Source organism: Azospirillum sp. CT11-132, from assembly GCF_047302835.1.
In the GTDB taxonomy this organism is placed as follows: domain Bacteria; phylum Pseudomonadota; class Alphaproteobacteria; order Azospirillales; family Azospirillaceae; genus Azospirillum.
The window spans coordinates 2031530-2050952 of record NZ_JBGLZA010000003.1; the positions used below are offsets into that span (position 1 = coordinate 2031530).

19 protein-coding genes are annotated in these 19423 nt (G+C 67.9%); 9 read left to right on the plus strand and 10 right to left on the minus strand.

The annotated features are described in order from the left end of the window. Nucleotides 1-2: 2 nt before the first annotated feature. A complete protein-coding gene (locus tag ACCD06_RS15460) occupies nt 3-830 on the minus strand; it encodes a hypothetical protein (RefSeq protein WP_413341638.1) in 828 nt (275 codons plus the stop codon). 262 nt (nt 831-1092) lie between these two features. Here ACCD06_RS15460 and carB point away from each other — a divergent pair, with 262 nt between their 5' ends. Both carB and greA read left to right on the plus strand, forming a co-directional pair. Continuing rightward, nucleotides 1093-4341: a carbamoyl-phosphate synthase large subunit gene (carB, locus tag ACCD06_RS15465; protein WP_413341640.1), complete on the plus strand. Its 3249-nt coding sequence runs from the start codon at nt 1093-1095 to the stop codon at nt 4339-4341. Between the two features lie 96 nt (nt 4342-4437). Continuing rightward, nucleotides 4438-4911: a transcription elongation factor GreA gene (gene greA, locus ACCD06_RS15470; RefSeq protein ID WP_085090382.1), complete on the plus strand. Its 474-nt coding sequence runs from the start codon at nt 4438-4440 to the stop codon at nt 4909-4911. 51 nt (nt 4912-4962) lie between these two features. On the opposite strand, the gene ACCD06_RS15475 is transcribed toward greA, so the two are convergent. Beyond that, a complete protein-coding gene (locus ACCD06_RS15475) occupies nt 4963-5892 on the minus strand; it encodes a dienelactone hydrolase family protein (RefSeq protein WP_413341642.1) in 930 nt (309 codons plus the stop codon). Nucleotides 5893-6085: 193 nt separating this feature from the next. Between ACCD06_RS15475 and chrA the strand changes: the two genes are divergently transcribed. After that, on the plus strand, nt 6086-7387 hold the full coding sequence (gene chrA / locus ACCD06_RS15480) for a chromate efflux transporter (protein WP_413341645.1): 1302 nt from the start codon (nt 6086-6088) through the stop codon (nt 7385-7387). A gap of 19 nt (nt 7388-7406) precedes the next feature. Here the strand turns inward: chrA and ACCD06_RS15485 are convergent, their stop codons facing one another. Then, nucleotides 7407-7973 (minus strand): Lrp/AsnC family transcriptional regulator, encoded by a 567-nt coding sequence (locus ACCD06_RS15485; RefSeq protein ID WP_012972884.1) that lies wholly within the window; start codon nt 7971-7973, stop codon nt 7407-7409. Nucleotides 7974-8126: 153 nt separating this feature from the next. On the opposite strand from ACCD06_RS15485, the gene ACCD06_RS15490 reads away from it, so the two are divergent. The 3 genes from ACCD06_RS15490 (at nt 8127) to ACCD06_RS15500 (ending at nt 10633) form a co-directional block, all read left to right on the plus strand. Next, complete coding sequence (locus ACCD06_RS15490; RefSeq protein WP_109075219.1) at nt 8127-9101, plus strand: mitochondrial fission ELM1 family protein; 975 nt, start codon at nt 8127-8129, stop codon at nt 9099-9101. A gap of 161 nt (nt 9102-9262) precedes the next feature. Then, nucleotides 9263-9919, plus strand: a complete 657-nt coding sequence (locus ACCD06_RS15495; protein WP_109075218.1) for a 2OG-Fe(II) oxygenase — start codon at nt 9263-9265, stop codon at nt 9917-9919. Between the two features lie 78 nt (nt 9920-9997). Then, complete coding sequence (locus ACCD06_RS15500; RefSeq protein WP_413341648.1) at nt 9998-10633, plus strand: 2OG-Fe(II) oxygenase; 636 nt, start codon at nt 9998-10000, stop codon at nt 10631-10633. Between the two features lie 47 nt (nt 10634-10680). Here ACCD06_RS15500 and ACCD06_RS15505 read toward each other — a convergent pair whose 3' ends face one another. Beyond that, nucleotides 10681-11262 carry a tyrosine phosphatase family protein gene (locus tag ACCD06_RS15505; protein ID WP_413341650.1) on the minus strand — a complete coding sequence of 194 codons (582 nt, stop codon included), beginning with the start codon at nt 11260-11262 and terminating at the stop codon, nt 10681-10683. A 278-nt stretch (nt 11263-11540) separates the two neighbouring features. Continuing rightward, nucleotides 11541-12176: a DTW domain-containing protein gene (locus tag ACCD06_RS15510; RefSeq protein ID WP_413341652.1), complete on the minus strand. Its 636-nt coding sequence runs from the start codon at nt 12174-12176 to the stop codon at nt 11541-11543. A gap of 422 nt (nt 12177-12598) precedes the next feature. Between ACCD06_RS15510 and ACCD06_RS15515 the strand changes: the two genes are divergently transcribed. Beyond that, nucleotides 12599-12781, plus strand: coding sequence for a hypothetical protein (locus tag ACCD06_RS15515; RefSeq protein ID WP_109075215.1), 183 nt, complete (start codon nt 12599-12601; stop codon nt 12779-12781). 8 nt (nt 12782-12789) lie between these two features. Here ACCD06_RS15515 and ACCD06_RS15520 read toward each other — a convergent pair whose 3' ends face one another. Then, entirely contained in the window at nt 12790-13719 is a 930-nt protein-coding gene (locus tag ACCD06_RS15520) for an ImuA family protein (protein WP_413341654.1), read from the minus strand. 125 nt (nt 13720-13844) lie between these two features. Next, nucleotides 13845-14285 (minus strand): SH3 domain-containing protein, encoded by a 441-nt coding sequence (locus ACCD06_RS15525; protein ID WP_247874471.1) that lies wholly within the window; start codon nt 14283-14285, stop codon nt 13845-13847. Between the two features lie 283 nt (nt 14286-14568). Between ACCD06_RS15525 and xopAW the strand changes: the two genes are divergently transcribed. Continuing rightward, nucleotides 14569-15315: a XopAW family type III secretion system calcium-binding effector gene (xopAW, locus tag ACCD06_RS15530; RefSeq protein WP_413341656.1), complete on the plus strand. Its 747-nt coding sequence runs from the start codon at nt 14569-14571 to the stop codon at nt 15313-15315. 165 nt (nt 15316-15480) lie between these two features. On the opposite strand, the gene hemN is transcribed toward xopAW, so the two are convergent. The 3 genes from hemN to nhaA form a co-directional block, all read right to left on the minus strand. After that, nucleotides 15481-16893, minus strand: a complete 1413-nt coding sequence (gene hemN, locus ACCD06_RS15535; RefSeq protein ID WP_109075212.1) for an oxygen-independent coproporphyrinogen III oxidase — start codon at nt 16891-16893, stop codon at nt 15481-15483. 68 nt (nt 16894-16961) lie between these two features. Then, the gene (locus tag ACCD06_RS15540) at nt 16962-17399 is read right to left on the minus strand and encodes a DUF4112 domain-containing protein (RefSeq protein ID WP_413341658.1); all 438 of its coding nucleotides are present in this window, start codon (nt 17397-17399) and stop codon (nt 16962-16964) included. Between the two features lie 162 nt (nt 17400-17561). Then, nucleotides 17562-18764 carry a Na+/H+ antiporter NhaA gene (gene nhaA / locus ACCD06_RS15545; protein WP_413341660.1) on the minus strand — a complete coding sequence of 401 codons (1203 nt, stop codon included), beginning with the start codon at nt 18762-18764 and terminating at the stop codon, nt 17562-17564. Nucleotides 18765-19123: 359 nt separating this feature from the next. On the opposite strand from nhaA, the gene ACCD06_RS15550 reads away from it, so the two are divergent. After that, the gene (locus tag ACCD06_RS15550; protein WP_109075209.1) at nt 19124-19360 is read left to right on the plus strand and encodes a hypothetical protein; all 237 of its coding nucleotides are present in this window, start codon (nt 19124-19126) and stop codon (nt 19358-19360) included. Nucleotides 19361-19423 lie beyond the last annotated feature (63 nt).

Sequence of the window (19423 nt, forward strand, 5' to 3'; positions counted from 1 at the left end):
CCTTAGCCGCCCGGCACATGACGGTAGGCCAGCACGCGCGTCGCCGGACCACCCTCGACATCGGCCAGCGGCAGCAGCAGTTCGACGAACTTCGCCCCCGGCAGCATCGGGTCGTCGCGCACCAGCAGGCAGCGCGGCTCGCCGCTCTCCAGGCAGGCGCGCAGGTCGGACAACCAGCGCTTCGCCGCCTGCTCCGGATGGCAGTCGGTCACCCGCCGCGTCGTCGGCCGTTCGGACAGCCGGCGTTGCAGGGCGCGGCCGCAGGACTTGTAGACGAAATCGCTGCCGTCGGCGGTCGGCTCCATCAGGGCGATGCGCGGCACGCTCTCGCGCACCTGGGCGGTGTCGATCTCGGTCGCCAGCGGCATGCGGCGCTTGCGCTTCAGCCGGAGCCAGTGGGTGTAGAGCACCCGCACCTGCGGCGACTGCTCCACGTCGATCGGGTCGGCCCGGCAGGGCGGCGGCGGCACGTCGAGCACCGGCGTCGCGACCGGCGCGTCGGCGAAGGCGGCGGCGGCCGGCACCGGTTGGGAGACGGGAGGCACCGGCCGCGAGGCCGCGGCGGTGACCAGCGTGTGCGCCTGTCCCGCCGGCGTGTGGCCGATCCGTCCGCCATGCTTCTTCAGCATCGGCAGCGGCGCCCAGGCGCTGCAGGTGTGATAGCCCTTGGTGATGCGGCGGTAGTCCTGGCTGCTGGCAGTGCGGCATTCGCCCTCCACCCCGTGGCGGGCGACGTACACCAGCGTGTTGTCCTCCGACATCGCGCGCTCCCCGCCCCACGAGACGCAGGCGGCGCAAGCGCGGCTGTCCTTGGCGAATGCGTGGCTCATCGGGGCGTATCTCCAAAGGGTATGCGAAACGGGAGAATGGGAATTGATGCGTCCCTTTCCCCATCGGTTCAAGGGCCGCATGGGCCGGAACTGTCCTGCCCGAGATTCAGTCATGCGAGGGTGGCATCCATGCCACCCCTTCCCCCCCGGCCCGGAACCCCCTATAAGGGGGCCTTGCACGACATGCCCATCCCCGCTCTCCGTCTCCGGTCCCCCGGCGCCGGGGGGTTTTCGGCTGACCACACTTCAGAGAAGCGGACCCATGCCCAAACGCACCGACATCAAATCCATCTGCATCATCGGCGCGGGTCCGATCGTCATCGGACAGGCTTGCGAGTTCGACTATTCCGGCGTTCAGGCGTGCAAGGCGCTGCGCGAGGAAGGCTATCGGGTCATCCTCGTCAACTCCAACCCGGCCACCATCATGACCGACCCCGGTCTGGCCGACGCCACCTACATCGAGCCGATCACCCCGGCCGTCGTCGCCAAGATCCTGGAGAAGGAGCGTCCCGACGCCCTGCTGCCGACCATGGGCGGCCAGACCGCGCTGAACACGGCGATGGCGCTGTCCGACGACGGCACGCTGGAGCGCCTCGGCGTTGAGATGATCGGCGCCAAGCGCGACGTCATCGCCAAGGCCGAGGACCGCATCCTGTTCCGCGACGCCATGGACAAGCTGGGCCTGGAGTCGCCGAAGTCGCGCATGGTCCGCACGCTGGACGAGGCGATGGAGGCGCTCGACCTCGTCGGGCTGCCGGCGATCATCCGTCCCAGCTTCACGCTGGCCGGCACCGGCGGCGGCATCGCCTACAACCGGGCGGAGTTCGAGGACATCGTGCGCGGCGGCCTGCGCGCCAGCCCGGTCGGCGAGGTGCTGATCGAGGAATCGGTGCTGGGCTGGAAGGAGTATGAGATGGAGGTCGTGCGCGACGGCGCCGACAACTGCATCATCGTCTGCTCCATCGAGAACATCGATCCGATGGGCGTCCACACCGGCGACTCGATCACGGTCGCCCCGGCGCTGACGCTGACCGACAAAGAATACCAGATCATGCGCAACGCCTCGATCGCGGTGCTGCGCGAGATCGGCGTGGACACCGGCGGTTCGAACGTGCAGTTCGCGGTCAACCCGGCCAACGGCCGCCTGATCGTCATCGAGATGAACCCGCGCGTGTCGCGCTCCTCGGCGCTCGCCTCCAAGGCCACCGGCTTCCCGATCGCCAAGATCGCCGCCAAGCTGGCCGTCGGCTATCGCCTGGACGAACTGACCAACGACATCACCGGCACCACGCCCGCGAGCTTCGAGCCGACGATCGATTACCTCGTCACCAAGATGCCGCGCTTCACCTTCGAGAAGTTCAAGGGCTCGGAGCCGCTGCTGACCACCTCGATGAAGTCGGTGGGCGAGGCGATGTCGATCGGCCGCACCTTCCAGGAGTCGGTGCAGAAGGCGCTGCGCTCGATGGAGACCGGCCTGACCGGCTTCAACGAGCTGAAGATCGGCGGGGAGGAGAACCCGGACCGCACCGCCATCCGCGGCGCGCTGGCCACCCCGACGCCCGACCGCCTGCTGGTGATCGCCCAGGCCTTCCGCCACGGCTTCTCGGTGGACGAGGTGCAGGCCGTCTCCAAGTACGACCCGTGGTTCCTTGAGCAGATCAAGGAGATCACCGACCGTGAGGCGGCGATCCGCGACGGCGGCCTGCCGACCGACAAGGCCGGCTGGCTGAAGCTGAAGCAGATGGGCTTCTCCGACGCCCGTCTGGCAGAACTGGCCAAGACCAGCGAGGCGGCGGTCGCCGCAGCGCGGCGCATGGCCGGCGTCACCCCGGTCTACAAGCGCATCGACACCTGCGCCGCCGAATTCGCGTCGGCCACCCCCTACATGTACTCGACCTACGAGACCGACGGGACCGGCGAAGCCGAGTGCGAGTCCGAGCCGACCGAAGCGAAGAAGGTCGTCATCCTCGGCGGCGGTCCGAACCGTATCGGCCAGGGCATCGAGTTCGACTATTGCTGCGTCCATGCCGTCTACGCCCTGCAGGAGGCCGGCATCGAGACCATCATGGTCAACTGCAACCCGGAGACCGTCTCCACCGACTACGACACTGCCGACCGCCTGTATTTCGAGCCGCTGACGGCCGAGGACGTGGTGGAGCTGGTGCGGGTCGAGCAGCGCAAGGGCAACGTCCTGGGCTGCATCGTGCAGTTCGGCGGCCAGACCCCGCTGAAGCTTGCCGCCGCGCTGGAGGCCGCCGGCATCCCGATCCTGGGCACCTCGCCCGACGCCATCGATCTGGCCGAGGACCGCGAGCGCTTCCAGAAGCTGCTGCATGAGCTGAACCTGAAGCAGCCGGCCAACGGGCTGGCCCGCTCGCTGGAAGAGGCCGAGGCGGTCGCGACCAAGATCGGCTTCCCGGTCGTCATCCGCCCGTCCTACGTGCTGGGCGGCCGGGCGATGGAGATCGTCCACGACATGGCCGGGCTCCAGCGCTACATGGGCACCGCCGTGCAGGTGTCGGGCAAGAACCCGGTTCTGATCGACAGCTATCTGCAGGACGCCATCGAGGTCGACGTCGACGTCGTCTGCGACGGCACCGACGTCTATGTCGCCGGCGTGATGGAGCACATCGAAGAGGCCGGCATCCATTCCGGCGACAGCGCCTGCGCCCTGCCGCCCTACACGCTGCCCGCCGACATCATCGCCGAGATCAACCGCCAGTCGGACGCGCTCGCCCATGCGCTGAAGGTGGTCGGTCTGATGAACGTGCAGTTCGCGGTCAAGGACGGCACCGTCTACATCCTGGAGGTCAACCCGCGCGCCAGCCGCACGGTGCCCTTCGTCGCCAAGGCCACCGGCACCGCCATCGCCAAGATCGCCGCCCGTGTCATGGCGGGGGAGAAGCTGTCCTCCTTCACCCTGAACGGCCCGACCCCGCCGCACACCGCGGTCAAGGAAGCGGTCTTCCCCTTCGCCCGCTTCCCCGGCGTCGACATCGTGCTGGGTCCGGAGATGAAGTCGACGGGCGAGGTCATGGGCCTCGACCACAACTTCGCGCTCGCCTTCGCCAAGGCGCAGCTCGGCGCCGGCGTCACCCTGCCGGTCAAGGGCAGCGTCTTCGTCTCGGTCAAGGACCACGACAAGCCGGCGCTGGCGGTGATCTCCAAGAAACTGCACGAGATGGGCTTCCGCATCCTCGCCACCTCCGGGACAGCCAAGGTGCTGAGCGATGCCGGCGTGCCGGCGGAGACCATCAACAAGGTGGTGGAAGGCCAGCCGCACATCGTCGACGCCATGATCAACGGCGACGTGCATCTGGTCATTAACACCACGGAAGGCGCCCAGGCGCTGGCCGACAGCTTCAGCCTGCGTCGCACCGCGCTGACCTACAACATTCCGTACTACACCACCGTGGCGGGAGCACGCGCGGCAGTGGAAGCGATTGCCGCACTCCGGAACGGCAGCCTTGAAGTCGCCCCGTTGCAGTCGTACCTTAGCGGATCGTATTAAGGACGGACGACGGCGCGGCGGACCTCCTCCGCGCCGTCTTCGTCCTTGATGTCGCTTTGGACAGGTCGAACGACTGCAAGCGGTGATGGACCGAACATGGAAAAAGTTCCGATGACAGCGGCGGGCTTCAACCGCCTCCAGGAGGAATTGAAGCACCTTAAGATCACCGAACGCCCGGCGGTCATCAAAGCCATCGCGGAAGCCCGCGAACATGGCGACCTTTCGGAAAACGCCGAGTATCACGCGGCGCGCGAACGTCAGAGCTTCATTGAAGGCCGCGTGCTGGAGCTTGAGGACAAGATCAGCCGGGCGGAGGTCATCGACCCGGCCAAGCTGACCGGCAACACCGTGAAGTTCGGTGCGACCGTGACCCTGGCCGACCAGGACACGGACGAGGAGACGACCTATCAGATCGTCGGCCAGGACGAGAGCGACATCAAGAACCGCCTTCTGTCGATCCAGGCGCCGCTGGCCCGCGCCCTGATCAACAAGGCCGTCGGCGACAGCGTGGAGGTCTCCACCCCCGGCGGCTCCAAGCTGTACGAGATCGTTTCGGTCGAGTTCCGTTGAGGTTTTGATCTTCCCTCTCCCGCCCCCGGGAGAGGGAAGATAAAGCCCCCCCTACCCCCCAAGCTTCTCTTTGAAAAACTCCATCACCCGCCGGATCGCATCCGAGCGGGCGTCTTCGTTGGTGCCGACATGGGCGGTGCCGTCAGGAGCGGTTGCGAGATCCTGGCGCTTGCGCACCGGGGCGTCCGGCGCATCGAAGCCATGATAGGCGTCGGGGTAGACCACCAGATCGACCTTGTCCTTGACCCCGTCGCGGCCGGCCAGATCGATGCAGGCCTGCGGCGGCGTCCAATCGTCCTTGCCGCCGCCCAGCAGCAGAAGCGGACCGTCGGGCTGCCAATCCTCGTTGCTCAACGGCGCCTTGCAGCCGGGGTAGAAGGCCACGGCGGCACGGAAGCCGCCCTCCTCCGTCCCGGCCGGCCCATCCTCGCCGGCGCCATAAGCGGCCAGCACGGTGCTGGCGCCCTGCGACCAGCCGATCAGGCCGATGCGCTCATGATCGACCTCCGGCCGCTTGCGCAGGAAGGCCAGCGCCCCCCAGGCGTCGCGCTTGCGCTCCATTGTGGCGCGGACGGTGCGATCCTTCAGCGCGGTGGTGCAGACCTCCTCCACATCGCGCGGGCCGAAGCTGTCGACCATCAGCACCTCGAAGCCCTGCCGCTGCAGGTGGGTGGCCCACCAGACATGGCGCGGCGACACCCGGCCGTTGCGGGCATAGAGACCGCCGCAGCCATGCAGCATGACCACCGCCGGATGCGGACCGTTGCCGGCGGGGCGCAGCAGCCGGCCGCTCAGCATCGTCGGCGCCCCGCCGGTCAGATCCCCGTCGGTGGAGGGAAAGCGCACGATCTCCTCGGCATGGACGCCGACGGCGGCCTGCGCCGGCCCCGCCAGCACCAATTGCCCAAGAACCATCACCCCGACACCGGCACACAGCGCCGCGCCCAACACAGCCGCGCGACCGCGGGCGGAAGCCTTCATTCTGCAACGTCCCCGACGTCCGGCGCCGGCCACGACGGCGGCGCTCGCGGTTGCAATATTAATCCTCCGCGATGCGGAAGACCATGGGCGGCCCGCAATTGTCTCCACCACCAGGATCGGTGTCGATGGTTCTCCTGCTGGGGCTCTCCTGCGGCGGCTGTCTTGCGGCGACGTTTGCGCTAGGGTGCGGGACATGACCGAATCCGAATCCCGCTCCCCCACCCCGCCCTTCGGCGCCTTCTGCCTCTATTGGCTGCGGCTTGGGCTGACCAGCTTCGGCGGGCCGGCCGGGCAGATCGCGATGATGCAGGGCGAACTGGTCGACCGCCGCCGCTGGATCGACCAGACGCGGTTCCTGCACGCGCTGAACTTCTGCATGCTGCTGCCGGGACCGGAGGCGCAGCAGCTCGCCACCTACATCGGCTGGCGGATGTATGGCGTGCGCGGCGGGTTGGTGGCGGGCGGGCTGTTCGTGCTGCCGGGAGCGCTGGTCCTGCTCGCCCTGTCCTGGATCGCCGCCGCCCATGGCGACGCCGGACCGGTCGCTGCGCTGTTCGACGGCATCAAACCGGCGGTGGTGGCGATCATCGCCGCCGCGGTCTGGCGGATGGGCCGCCGCACGCTGAAGGGGCCGGCGGCCGTCGCCATGGCCGGCGCCGCCTTCCTGGCGCTGTTCGCGCTGCACCTGCCCTTCCCGCTGGTCATCGGCGCGGCGGCGGTGGTCGGCGGCGTGGCGGCACGCATGGGCCGTCATTGGTTCGCACACCCGCATCCGCTGGCCGACGGCGATGCCGGCCCGGTGGAGCCGGCGCCGGGACGCGGCCGGCTGGCGGCCCTTGCGGGCCTGTTCGTGCTGCTGTGGCTGGTTCCGGTCGGGGCAATCCTGCTGGCCTTCGGGAGCGATCCCTGGCGCGGCGTCGCGGCGCTGTTCACCAAGGCCGCCCTCGTCACCTTCGGCGGCGCCTATGCCGTGCTGCCCTACATCGCCGGGCAGGCGGTGGATGCCTATGGCTGGCTGAGCCCGCGCGAGATGGTCGACGGCTTGGCATTGGCCGAGACGACTCCGGGGCCGCTGATCCTGGTGACGCAATATGTCGGCTTCTTCGCCGGCTGGAACCGGCCGGGCGCGCTGTCGCCGGCGCTGGCGGGAGCGCTGGGGGCGGCGCTGACGACCTACGTCACCTTCCTGCCCTGCTTCCTGTTCATCTTCGCCGGCGCGCCCTATGTGGAGCGGCTGATCCACAACCGTCTGGCCACGGGGGCGCTGGCCGCCATCGCCGCGGCGGTGGTGGGGGTGATCCTGAACCTGGGAGTCTATCTGGGGGTGGCTGTGCTGCTGCCGGACGGCCGGACGGCCGGGCACATGATCTGGACCTGGGCGATCATGCTGGCCGCGCTCTATGCGCTGACCCGCCGCAACATGGCGATCCACTGGGTGGTGCTGGGGGGAGCGGCGGCGGGCCTGCTCCAGGCACTCGCCGCATCTTCCCTATAAAACGAGCCCCTGACCCCGCTCAGCGCCGGGTGGCGCGGGCGGGCGTCTCGGCCTCGTCCTCGACGAAATCCTCGTCCTCGTCGTCCTCGGTCCCTTCCGGGATGTCGGGCGAATCGACGTCGATGGGAACGCCGGGGGTGTGCTTGCTGGTGCGGATCGACAGGGCCGACTTCACATGGGCGACGTTGGGGGCCGCCGTCAGCTTGGTCGTCAGGAAGCGCTGGTAGTCGTCCCAGTCCTCCGCCACGATCTTCAGAACGAAATCATATTCGCCGGCCAGCATGTTGCACTCACGAACAAGCGGCCAGCTGTTGACGAGCTCCTCGAATTTCTTTAGGTCCGCTTCGGCCTGGCTGCTGAGGCCGACCTGGGCGAACACCGTGACGCCGAATCCCAGTGCATCGGGGTTGACGTCGGCGTGGTAGCCACGGATGAATCCCGCCTCCTCCAGCGCGCGGACGCGGCGCAGGCAGGGCGGAGCGGAGATGCCGGCACGTCGGGCAAGCTCCACATTGGTCATCCGGCCGTCGTTCTGCAGATCGCGCAGAATCCGACGGTCAATTCGGTCGAGTTTGACCCGCCGCATGGTTTTACTCGGTCGCTCCGGGGGTGATTTGGAGAAAGGATATTACACGGGCATGGTGTCTACGCCAAGACGGAAACCCCCGCAAGGGCGAGCAACCCGGATAACGGTCTTTTCGTCGCAATCCCCTTCGCAGCCACAACGATCCGAGTTCTCATGCAACCTTTGACCTGCTGGGTGGTGTCGGACGGCAAGGCCGGCATGGAAAACCAGTGCATCGGCCTGGCGGAGTCGCTTGGCCTGACGCCGGTCGTCAAGCGCGTCCACCTGCGCACGCCCTGGCGCCAGCTGACCCCCTACTGGCGCATCGGCAACCGCTTCGCCGCCGGTCCGAAGGGCGATCCGGTGGAACCGCCCTGGCCCGACCTGCTGATCGGCACCGGGCGGCAGTCCATCGCCGTCTCGCTGGCGGTGCGCCGCCAGTCGGGCGGCCGGACCTTCACCGTCCAGATCCAGGATCCGGTGATGAACCCGCGCCAGTTCGACCTCGTCGTCGTGCCGCGTCACGACAAGCTGCGCGGCGACAATGTGCTGGTGACCCGCGGCGCCCTGCACCGGGTGACGCCCGCCATCCTGGCCGACGCGGCAGAGCGATTCGCACCAAAGCTGGCCCATCTGCCGCACCCGCGCATCGCCGTGCTGATCGGCGGCGACAACGGCGTCTACCGCCTGACGCCCACCATCATGGGCGACGTGGCCGAGAGGCTGGCCAACCTGACGCGCACCCACGGCGCCGGGCTGATGGTCACCCCGTCGCGCCGCACCGGCGCCGACAACGAGGCGATCCTGCGCGCCCGCCTGTCCGGCCTGCCGGCGGAGGTGTGGGACGGCAACGGCGAGAACCCTTACTTCGCCTATCTCGGTTTGGCGGATGCGGTGGTGGTGACCTGCGACAGCGTGTCGATGACGTCGGAGGCCTGCTCCACCGGCAAGCCGGTCTACGTGATCGAGCTGGAGGGCGGATCGCCCAAGTTCCGCGCCTTCCATGACGGGCTGTACCAGGACGGCATCACCCGGCCCTTCGACGGCTCGCTGGACCAGTGGAGCTATCCGCCGCTGAACGAGACGGAGGTGGTGGCCGACGAGGTGCGCCGCCGCTTGTCCGCCCACCGCAAGCGGTTCGGTCTGTAACGACAAGCCGGCGGGGTGCGGCGCGACCAATGCGCGCACCCCGCTGGTAAGACCGGTTTGAGTGCGGAGTTCCGCCGTGGGTCATGCCATAAGCGCTGGCGAACCGGCCGTCTCCGAAAAGCACGGTCCGGGGCCGTCCTTCCATCCGGAACTTCGCCGCCATGACCACCCCCGACGCCGTTTCCGCCTCCTTCCTGCGTTGCCTGGAAAACAGCCGGCCGTTCGACCAGCCGTACAATCACTGGCTGCTGGCCGAGGCGTTGCCGGAGGAGTCCGCCGACGCCATCGCCGACCTGCCCTGGGGTCCGCCCCCGGTGTCCGACACCTATGGCAAGCGCGAGACCAACAACGCGTCGCGAACCTATTTCGGTGAGGAAAACCGCGCCAAATATGCCGTGTGCGAGACGGTGGCCCAGGCCTTCCAGAGCCGCCCGGTGGTGGACGCCATCCAGAAGACCTGCAACGTCGACCTGACCGGCACCAGCCTGCGTATCGAATATTGCCAGGATACCGACGGCTTCTGGCTGGAGCCGCACACCGACATCGGCGTCAAGAAATACACGATGCTGATCTATCTCTCGAAGGGGCCGAACTGCTCGCATTGGGGCACCGACGTGCTGGACGAGAGCCGGACGGTCGTCGCCCGCGCGCCCTACGCCTTCAACGAGGGGCTGATCTTCATCCCCGGAAGCAATACTTGGCATGGGTTCGAGAAACGTCCGATCGACGGTGTGCGCAAATCGATCATCGTCAACTATGTCGGCCCCGAATGGCGGGCACGGCAAGAGTTGTGCTTCCCTGACAAACCTGTTGCATAAAACTTCCGTCGTGGTTAAGTGACGCCGGTTTTGGGGGGCAAAGCCATCGTCGGCACGCTCTTTGGGAGTTCCGTACCCATGTCCATGCTTGATCTGGACAAATTCCGCGCCACCCCCCTGCAGCACGATCCCTATGATTTCCTGTGCGTTCCGGGTTTCGTGAAGCGGGAGTTTCTTGAAGAGCTGCACCGCGACTATCCCAAGGTCGACAAGCCCGGTTCGATCCCGCTGGGCGTCTTCCCGCAGGGGCCGAGCTTCGACCGGCTGATCGGCGAACTGAAGGGGCCGGAGGTCTGCAAGGCCTTCTCCGACAAGTTCGATCTGGATCTGTCGAAGTATCCGACCATGTTCACGGCGCGCGGCATGTGCCGGCCGACCGACGGCAAGATCCATCCGGATTCGGCCAGCAAGGTCATCACCGTGCTGATCTACATGAACCCGCCCTGGGAGGCGACCGGCGGCCGCCTGCGCATCCTGCGCTCCCAGAACCTGGAGGATTACGCCGCCGAGGTCCCGCCGGAGGAAGGCACCCTGATGTGCTTCCGCCGCAGCGACACCTCCTGGCACGGCCACTATCCCTTCGAGGGCCAACGCCGCGCGATCCAGATGAACTGGGTCAAGGGCAGCGTCTATATCTGGCACGAACAGTGGCGCCACCGCATCGGCGCCTGGGCGAAGGGCGTCTTCGGCAGCCAGCAGTCGGCAGGCTATTGAGGAAAAGGCTGAGGGGGCGGGCTTGAAGGGGCGAGCTGCCGCGCCCCTCAGTCGATCAGATCCTCGACCTCGCGGATTCGGCCATTGTCGATCATGAACTGGACCAGTTCCGGGCGCTGCTTGCCCAGCGTGCGGTGACGCTGGCGGACGGCGGCGATCAGGTCGCCGTTGCGGCCGAGGATGTCATCGGCGAACTCGATCATGCGCAGGTTGGGCCAGGTCTGGGCGCGGATGCCCACCACCATCCCCACCGCGTCGGCTGCCGGAAGGTCGGGGCGCGCTTGGGCCAGGATCATGGTCAGCGCCGCGGTGGACCGCGACACGCCGGCATGGCAGTGGACCAGCAGATGGCGGCAATCCACCGGCTCGGCCAGCAGGTCGCGGCCGAAGGCCAGGATGCGCTCCACATCCGACCGTTCCGGCGCGATCTGGCCGCGGGTCGGTTCGATGACATCGTGGAAGCGCAGCTCCAGCCGCTCATGCTCGCCGTAATCGCCGAACTCGCTCGGCTCCGTCATCTCGGGGTCGAGGATGGACAGCACGTGGCTGACCTTGCCGCCGCCGAAATTGCAAAGCTCGCTGAGACCGCAGACCGTCAGGCCGAAAGGCACGAAATCGCTGGCCATCATTCTCTCGTTCGATTGCGGAGGGAAGGAAACGGAGGGCTGGGGAGCCGTATTTGGCACCCGGCGCCGCAGCGCCGTCAACCCGGCGGTCAGGTCAAAGAACGTTGAACAGGTAGAGCAGGAGGATGACGGGGATCGGAATGCCGACCAGCCACAGCAGAATACCGCGCACGAAGCCTCTCCTTCCGTCGTTGCAACGGGCGATCCGGCCGGCCGGCGCCGGCCCTCTCACCCGTTACAACGGCGCGGCCGCCGGTTGGTTGCAGCGGCGGATAAGACCCTCAGGCCTCGTCGCCCCCCTCGCCGTCGGAAACGGCCGGGCCGGCGTCCTCAGCGGACGGCGGCGTCGGACGCGGACGGCGGGTGCGCAGCTTCTTCAGCAGCAGCGAGAAGGGCTTCAGCGCGGTGTCCATGATGGTCTGGTCACCCTCCAGCCGCGACAGCAGGAAGGCGCCGGCCTCCAGGGTGGAGACGCTGTCGCGCCGCGGCTCCTTGCGCGCCTGCCCATAGAGCGAGCGGAACTGCGGGTTCAGCACGATGCGGCGGCATTTCAGCAGCCAGGCATTGCGCCACCACAGGGTCTTGGCCTGGCTCCAGGTGCCGTCCAGGACGATGACGCCCTCCAGATCCTCCAGGATGTCGGCGCTGTCGCGGAGCGGCTGGCCGTCCTTGTCGACCACCGCCACCTCCGGCCGGGGAGCGCCGCCGTCCTTCACCGGACCGAGATACAGCACGCCCCAGCGCTTGGGATCGACCTCCCGCCCCAGGATGCGCTTCAGCCCCGGCCAGCTCAGCCCGACCTTCACCATCGAATTGGCGAACTGCAGATGGGCGATCTGGGCGGTGCCCAGATTTTCCCGCTTCTCCTGCGGGTGCTGCAGGATCAGCAGGAACACGCCGTTGTCGATCGGCTGCACTGCCTCGCAAACGCACAGATGATTAGGTTTTAGGCAGGTCGGGCAAGAATCGGGTACGGGGGCGCTGTGCATGGGAGGTACGCATTCCTTGAAGAGGATTGGCCCCGAATATGGGTTGGAACGGCACGGAAGGGAACACATCTCACACGGGACGGCGGCGATGCCCGATCGAAGGGCGATGGCCGCCACGGCGTGTACGACAGTGTCCCTCGTGTCATACCGGTTCATGTGGGTTCGAGTGGCTTCGTATAAACCGTTTGTAGAGACTTAGTCGTGTGTCATGGAACTCGTGTGACGCGCTTAACAGCTGGCCTGGAACTTGCGTAGTTATTATCCAGGCAAACAGGAACGACGGGTGGGCCAGGACCGGCCTTAGTCAGGCTGATCCGCGGTGCCATCCGGCGCTCAGAAGGAGACCTGCCATGCTGCCCGCCCACCTTGCCGACCGCCTGCTGAAGCAGCGCCGCGATGCCGACAACGCGGAATTCGCCCGCCAGCTGCCGCTCTACGCCCCACTGGACGCGGATGACCCGCGCTGGATGACCGAGCCGGACGGGTCGGAGCAGCCCGCCCGCCGCGAGCCTGACTGGGCCACCAACTACTGATTCGGCACTCAGCGCGCGATAGCCGGTTTGCGGTGATCCGACAAGCGACCCTGTCGGTTGTCGGACATCGAGTCCAGGGCCATCGAATGCGAGGCTATCGAGTGCCGGGCCGGCCATGGCCCCGAGTCGCTTCGCGCGGCCTGCCCAAGGCCGCTTCCATCCTCTTTCCCCACGTCGCGCCAGCCCTCCCCGTCCCAGGAGAGGGTCCAGTGCCCTGGGCGCCCGCCCCGGCACCGTTCCAGCGCGACGGACCAGCGTGGTTTTCCCAGCCCCGGCGGACCTCCGGCCGGGCGCGGGGCCGCATCCTCCTCCCCATCCAGGCTGGGTGCAGCATCCAGGCGCCAGCGGGTCACCGCGGCGCTGAGCCCCTCCGCCCGCCGGTTGCGTCCACCCGACGCACCCAAACCCGCGCTCAGGTCCAGCAGGAAGCCGGTCACCCCCGACGACTCGGCAGCGAGCTGCAGCCGCCGGCTGGCGGTGAGGTCCAGCCCCTCCAGCTCGCCCAGCACCGCCGACAGGGCGGAGCTGCGCAGCGCCTCCTCCATCGCCCACAGCGCATCGACCGGCCGCACCGCCCGCACCGCCACCAGCCGGTCCGGCGTCAGCCCATAGGCCGCCAGCCCCGGGGCATACAGGTCGCGCCCGCGCAGGATCCACAGCGCCGGCGTCCTCGGCGTCGCCAGCCGGGCCAGCAGCGCCGCGGCGAATCCGGTACCCGCCCCCGGATCCTCCGCCGCCACCCCATGCAGGCAGCCCAGCGGCAGCCCGCCGTCGGGCAGATGCCCGTCGACCGCGTCGATACCGAACGGCAGGATCCTCCCACCCTCCCCGCCCGCCCCCTCGATCCGCCGGATGCGCGCGCGCAGGTCGGCCAGCACGCCGGCACGATCACGCGGCGCAGCCTCCGCGGACGGCGAAGGGGACAACAGGACAGGCATGACTCGGCTCCGCTCGACAGGTATATGTTCCTGATATGTTCTATCATGGAGCCATGTCGAGGGGGAGTCTGCGACTCCTGTCTTGTCCTGTGACCGATTGCCCGGAGGCTCGCCGACCTCTCAGGTCAATTGCCGATGGGCGTGACGCCGATCTTGCTGCGCGGGGCGGCCTTGATGGTCGGACCGGCATTGTCGACCGGCTTCTCCAGGGTGGTGGAGGTGCCGCGGCTGCCGCGCGGCGTGTTGCTCTTCAGGCTGAGCAGATGCAGCCGGACATAGGCGGTGGACCCGCCGGCCTTCACCGCCACCCAATCGCTGTTGCGCACCCGGCCCAGCGTGGTCACCGCCTGCCCTGCTCCCAGCGTGGCGACGACGCCCGCACCGGCGGACGGCTGGGCGCGCAACGGGGTCGGCTTGTCCACCTGCCATTCCCCATAGATCGGTTCCAGCCCCGCCCCGGTATCGGGCGCGGTGCGTACGGTCGGCGGATTCGGAATCCGCTGGTACGGCATGCAGCCGGGAACCATCAGCGTGGCCAGGGCCACCATCAGCGGAAGGAAACGCACACGCCGGATCATCGCTCACCTTGATATGGATCGGTGATTTGCAGGAAGGGCGAAAGGGGCTGGCAAACAGGAGCAATGGACCTTCGGCGCGACCATACAGGAGGTGCCCCCCTCTTCGCCACCGCAGCACACCCAACCTCGCTATGCGCTTTTTGGGGCACGTCGCCCGCCCCCCGAAGAATTAATGCAAATCCAATCTTTTTTGCGCCGCCCCAGCGCAGGAGTCCGGCCGCGCCCCGCGTATCTTGACCATCACGACGGCACCTTACGGGGGCATCCGGCCATGATCTCCTCCCTCGGCAGTTCCAGCAGCGCGGCGACGCTCCAGAAATTCTTCTCCAAGGCGGATGCCAACAGCGATTCGTCGCTGTCCAAGGACGAGCTTCTCGGTGCGCTCGGCGGCACTTCCGCCGCATCCGACAGCGACAAGCTCTCCTCGGCGGTCGACAGTCTGGTCGGCAGCCTGGACAGCGACAAGAACGGCTCGCTCAGCGCGACGGAGTTCAGCTCCTTCTCCAGCCAGTTCGACTATGGCAGCGGCAGCGCCCTGCTGGCGGCGCAGGAGCAGGCGAGCGCGATGCAGCAGCAGTTCGCGCAGAACCTCTATTCCAGCCTGGACAGCGACAGCAGCGGCGGCATCAGCACCGACGAGCTGACCTCCGCCCTCACCTCCGCCGGCCAGTCGTCCACCGACGCCTCGTCGCTGTTCAGCAGCCTCGACAGCGACGAGGACGGATCGATTTCCGAGGACGAGCTGAGCAGCGCGCTGAAGCAGGCCGACGCCAACCGCCCGCCGCCCCTCCCCCGCCGCCCGCCAACGACAGCGGCACGGCCAGCGCTTCGGAGAGCACGTCCGACAGCAGCAACGGCGCGTCGGCAACGTCCTCCGCCTCATCTTCGGGAAGCACCGCGTCGGCGGGCGGCACGACCAGCTACGACCCGCTGGACACCGACAAGGACGGCTATGTGTCGGAACAGGAACGGATGGCCGCCTATGGCGGCGTCACGCAGCAGCAGGCGGGCGGCGTGACGTCCAACCGCCTCAGCGGCGACATGCTGCGGACATTGATGCAGGGCATCAACGAGGTTGCCGCGTAGCCTTGTGGGTTCGGATGCGCGGCACGGGAAAAGGCGGTCGGCGGGTGGCGCCGGCCGCCTTTTCTTTTTGAAGAACGGCCCTCAAACTGCCCGGCCCTCAAACAGCCCGGCTGTGCCGCCCGGCGCCCTTGGACAGGTGGGTGTCGAAACGGGCGGCGACGATGCGCATCAGGGGGCGGGCGCTCTCCGGCACATGGACGCGCCGGCCCTCCACCACCGCGACACCGTCGGCGACCAGATCGGCCATGCCCTCCAGTTCCGCGTCGAAGGCCGACTCAGGCAAGCCGTGAGCTTGGGCGATGGCGGCGGTGTCGACCGACAGGTCGCACATCAGCCGCATGATCAGGTCGCGCCGCACCTTGTCGTCCGTGGTCAGCGCGATGCCCTTGCCGGTGGGCAGGCGGCCTTCCTCGATGGCGGTGGCATAATGGTCGAAGGGCACGGCGTTCTGCACATAGCCCTGCGGCAGCGCGCCGATGGAGGAGGAACCGAAGCCCAGCAGCACCTCGGCGTCGTCGGTGGTGTAGCCCTGGAAGTTGCGGCCCAGCCGCCCTTCCTCCTGCTGCACCGCCAGTTCATCGCCGGGACGGGCGAAATGGTCGAGACCGATGGCGCTGTAGCCGGCGGCGGCCAGCGTGTCGCCGATGGCGGCGAACTGCTCCCACCGGCCAATCGAACCGGCCAGCGCCGCCTCGTCGATCTTCTTCTGGTGGGTCTTCATCCACGGCACATGGGCGTAACCGAAGACCGACAGCCGATCCGGCGCCATCTCCAACGCGATCTCGGCGGAGCGGGTGACGCTCTCCACCGACTGGTGCGGCAGGCCGTACATCAGGTCGAGGTTGACGCTGGTGATCCCGGCCTCCTTCAGCCAGGCCAGCGCCTGTTCGGTGACGGCGCGCGGCTGGACGCGGTTGATCGCCTGCTGCACCGTCTCGTCGAAATCCTGCACGCCCAGCGAGGCGCGGTTGACGCCGGCGCGGCCCAGCGCCGCGGACATTTCCGCCGTCAGGGTGCGCGGGTCGATCTCCACCGCCAGTTCGGCATCGGCGGCGACGTCGAAGCGGGTGCGCAGCAGCGCGATGATCGCCTCGAAGTCGTCCGGCGCCATCATGGTCGGGGTGCCGCCGCCGAAATGGATGTGGCGCACCGCCAGCCGGCCGGGAACGCGCTCCGCCACCATGGCGATCTCGCGCCGCAGATGGCCGAGATACTCGGCGATCGGCTCGTAGCGCGCGACGATCTTGGTGTGGCAGCCGCAGTACCAGCACATCTTCTGGCAGAAGGGAATGTGCAGGTAGAGCGAACCCGAGCGGGCGGGATCGATCGCCTCCAGCCAACCGCCATAGACGTCGCCGTTCACCTTGGGGGTGAAGTGCGGCGCGGTCGGGTAGCTGGTGTAACGCGGCACCCGCAGCCCGTCATACTTGGCGAGCAGCGCGGGATCGACACCGTGGGAACGGGACGGGGCGGGGGCCGGCTTTACGGCCAGGGCGGTGATGGCGTTCATGAGCGACAGAGTGCCGCAGTCCCCCCACCCCTGCCTTGATCCACGTCAAGATCGCAGGGACCGCCATTTCAGCGCTTCGCCGCGGCGGCGGCCAGACGCTGTTCCAGATGCTCGTGCAGCAGGTTCAGGTTCATCCGGTTGGCCTTGAAGGCGATGTCGAAGACGGTGCCCAGCACCGGGATCGACCCGCCGGCCCAGTCGAGCAGGACGTTGAAGACCATGCGGGCGACCAGCGTCTTGGGCAGGTCGAAGCGGGCGGCCTCCATGATGATGTAGGCGGAAACCAGCGCGGTCGCCGTGTCGCCCGCCACCGGCACCAGACTGGCGATGCCGTCCAGCCCGACCGGGATGCGGGTGAAGGGGATGCGCCAGCGGCTGTCCATCAGGCGGGACAGGCGGCGCAGCCGCTCCAGCCGCTGGAAGTCGATGGGGATCGAGCTGCCGGACCCGCCCGGTGGGGGATCTTCGGCAACGGTGCGCCGGCGTGTGCGGATGGCGTCGATCATCGCATGTCCCCCCGATCTGTCGGTCCCGCGCCTGCCGCGCGACTCCCCACCAAGGAAGAACCGGCCAGCACGCCCGCGGGTTCCGCCTTCCCGGAACAAAGTTCGCGCACCAAACAGATACCATGGGCGACTATCTTTGGCGATAACCTTCGCCGATCGGCATCAGGTCGCCCGCGCCGCCGCCCGCGCCCGCCTTGTGCCGGCGACATGGAGCAGGCCATAGCCGACCAGCGCCGAGGCGAGCGACCCGGTCAGCACGCCCAGCCGCACCGCCACCGCATGCTGCGGATCGGCGAAGGCCAGCGTCCCGATGAACAGGCTCATGGTGAAACCGATGCCGGTCAGCACGGCGACGCCGTAGACCTGACTCCAGCTGGCCCGCGCCGGACGCTCGACCACGCCGATATGCACGGCGATCCACACGGCGAGGAACACGCCCACCTGCTTGCCCACGAACAGGCCGAGCGCGATGCCCAGCGGCACCGGCTCCATCAGGCTGGCGGGGGTGATGCCGTCCAGCGGCACGCCGGCATTGGCCAGCGCGAAGACCGGCATGATGAGGAAGGCGACCCAGGGATGCAGCGCATGCTCCAGGCAATAGAGCGGCGCATCCTCCGCCCGCTTGCCGTCAGGACCCTTGACCCGCAGCGGAATGGCGAAGGCCAGCACCACGCCGGCCAGCGTGGCGTGGATCCCCGATTTCAGCACGCACACCCACAGCACCAGCCCCAGCAGCAGATAGGGCGTCAGCGAACGCACCCCGGCCCGGTTCAGCAGCCACAGCCCGACGGCCGATGCCGCCGCCAGCCCCAGCGCCATCGGCACCAGCCCGTGGCTGTAGAAGACGGCGATGATCACGATGGCGCCCAGATCGTCCATGATCGCCAGCGCCAGCAGGAAGACGCGCAGGCTGCCCGGCACGCGGTTGCCCAGCAGGGACAGCACGCCGAGAGCGAAGGCGATGTCGGTGGCCGCCGGGATCGCCCAGCCCTGCAGGGCGCCCGGTTCGGCCTGGGCGAACAGGCAATAGACCAGCGCCGGCACCGCCATGCCGCCCAGCGCGGCGATGCCCGGCAGCATCGCCTTGGCCGGGCTGGACAATTCGCCCTCCAGCACCTCGCGCTTGATCTCCAGCCCGACCAGCAGGAAGAAGATCGCCATCAGCCCGTCGTTGATCCACAGGATCAGCGGCTTGTCCAAACCGACGCCCCCTGCCGTCACCGCCAGTTTCGTCGCCAGGATCGTGTCGTACAGCGGGGCCGCCGGCGAGTTCGCCCACAACAGGGCGAGCACCGCCGCAATCATCAGGACCACGCCGCTGGCGCTTTCGGTTTTCAGGAAGGTGGCGAGGCGTCCAAGCGTCATCGCGTCTCGTCTTTCCGGTCTGTTGGTCGAAAGGAACAAATGGCACCGTCAGGCTTCCGTTGGAAGACGCGGATGTCGAAAAATGCGTACGCCAACGATCGGCAGAGCATCGCGGCGAATTGACGCGCATGTGCATCTAAGCTGCTGCTGCTGCTCCGAATTTTGACGCCGAATACTTGAGGCCAGTCGGGCTTATGTCTTTTGATCGCTGGCGATGTCTGAGGGCAGCCGACACAATTCACCCAACAGCATCAGCAGAGCCGAAGGCCGATCGCTCCCAAGGCAATCAAAAATTGGGGCGATCACCGCAAGGCTCGGGGCAGGCCGGCAAACGGCCGCCCGTTCCGGAGGAAACGACCATGACCACGCTTTACTGCGCCTGCTGCGGCAGGCCCTTCGTCCGCACGTCCGCCCGCGGTCCGGCGCCCTTCTATTGCTCCCAGGATTGCCGGCTTCAGATGGCGGTCCGCCGGCGCGCCTGGAGCGGCAGGACGGCCACCCGACAGACCGTCGAGCGGCACGAGGTGGAGCCGGCCCCCTTCGGCCGCCTCCCCGCCGCGGCAGGCGGACAGCGGGCCGCAGCCTCCTGGAGGTGAAACGCACCGCCCCCGGATCAACGGCAAGACGGCGTCAGGACGGGGGAAGAATGGCGGAAAAAT

What these genes read in the sequence shown, in the direction of transcription:
- ACCD06_RS15505 (WP_413341650.1), bottom strand. Translation starts at nt 11,262, where the DNA reads ATGATGGCCAGCGATTTCGTGCCTTTCGGCCTGACGGTCTGCGGTCTC.
- ACCD06_RS15460 (WP_413341638.1), bottom strand. Translation starts at nt 830, where the DNA reads ATGAGCCACGCATTCGCCAAGGACAGCCGCGCTTGCGCCGCCTGCGTC.
- ACCD06_RS15550 (WP_109075209.1), top strand. Translation starts at nt 19,124, where the DNA reads ATGACCACGCTTTACTGCGCCTGCTGCGGCAGGCCCTTCGTCCGCACG.
- ACCD06_RS15485 (WP_012972884.1), bottom strand. Translation starts at nt 7,973, where the DNA reads ATGCGGCGGGTCAAACTCGACCGAATTGACCGTCGGATTCTGCGCGAT.
- carB (WP_413341640.1), top strand. Translation starts at nt 1,093, where the DNA reads ATGCCCAAACGCACCGACATCAAATCCATCTGCATCATCGGCGCGGGT.
- nhaA (WP_413341660.1), bottom strand. Translation starts at nt 18,764, where the DNA reads ATGACGCTTGGACGCCTCGCCACCTTCCTGAAAACCGAAAGCGCCAGC.
- chrA (WP_413341645.1), top strand. Translation starts at nt 6,086, where the DNA reads ATGACCGAATCCGAATCCCGCTCCCCCACCCCGCCCTTCGGCGCCTTC.
- hemN (WP_109075212.1), bottom strand. Translation starts at nt 16,893, where the DNA reads ATGAACGCCATCACCGCCCTGGCCGTAAAGCCGGCCCCCGCCCCGTCC.
- ACCD06_RS15540 (WP_413341658.1), bottom strand. Translation starts at nt 17,399, where the DNA reads ATGATCGACGCCATCCGCACACGCCGGCGCACCGTTGCCGAAGATCCC.
- ACCD06_RS15515 (WP_109075215.1), top strand. Translation starts at nt 12,599, where the DNA reads ATGCTGCCCGCCCACCTTGCCGACCGCCTGCTGAAGCAGCGCCGCGAT.
- ACCD06_RS15475 (WP_413341642.1), bottom strand. Translation starts at nt 5,892, where the DNA reads ATGAAGGCTTCCGCCCGCGGTCGCGCGGCTGTGTTGGGCGCGGCGCTG.
- xopAW (WP_413341656.1), top strand. Translation starts at nt 14,569, where the DNA reads ATGATCTCCTCCCTCGGCAGTTCCAGCAGCGCGGCGACGCTCCAGAAA.
- ACCD06_RS15490 (WP_109075219.1), top strand. Translation starts at nt 8,127, where the DNA reads ATGCAACCTTTGACCTGCTGGGTGGTGTCGGACGGCAAGGCCGGCATG.
- greA (WP_085090382.1), top strand. Translation starts at nt 4,438, where the DNA reads ATGGAAAAAGTTCCGATGACAGCGGCGGGCTTCAACCGCCTCCAGGAG.
- ACCD06_RS15500 (WP_413341648.1), top strand. Translation starts at nt 9,998, where the DNA reads ATGTCCATGCTTGATCTGGACAAATTCCGCGCCACCCCCCTGCAGCAC.
- ACCD06_RS15495 (WP_109075218.1), top strand. Translation starts at nt 9,263, where the DNA reads ATGACCACCCCCGACGCCGTTTCCGCCTCCTTCCTGCGTTGCCTGGAA.
- ACCD06_RS15520 (WP_413341654.1), bottom strand. Translation starts at nt 13,719, where the DNA reads ATGCCTGTCCTGTTGTCCCCTTCGCCGTCCGCGGAGGCTGCGCCGCGT.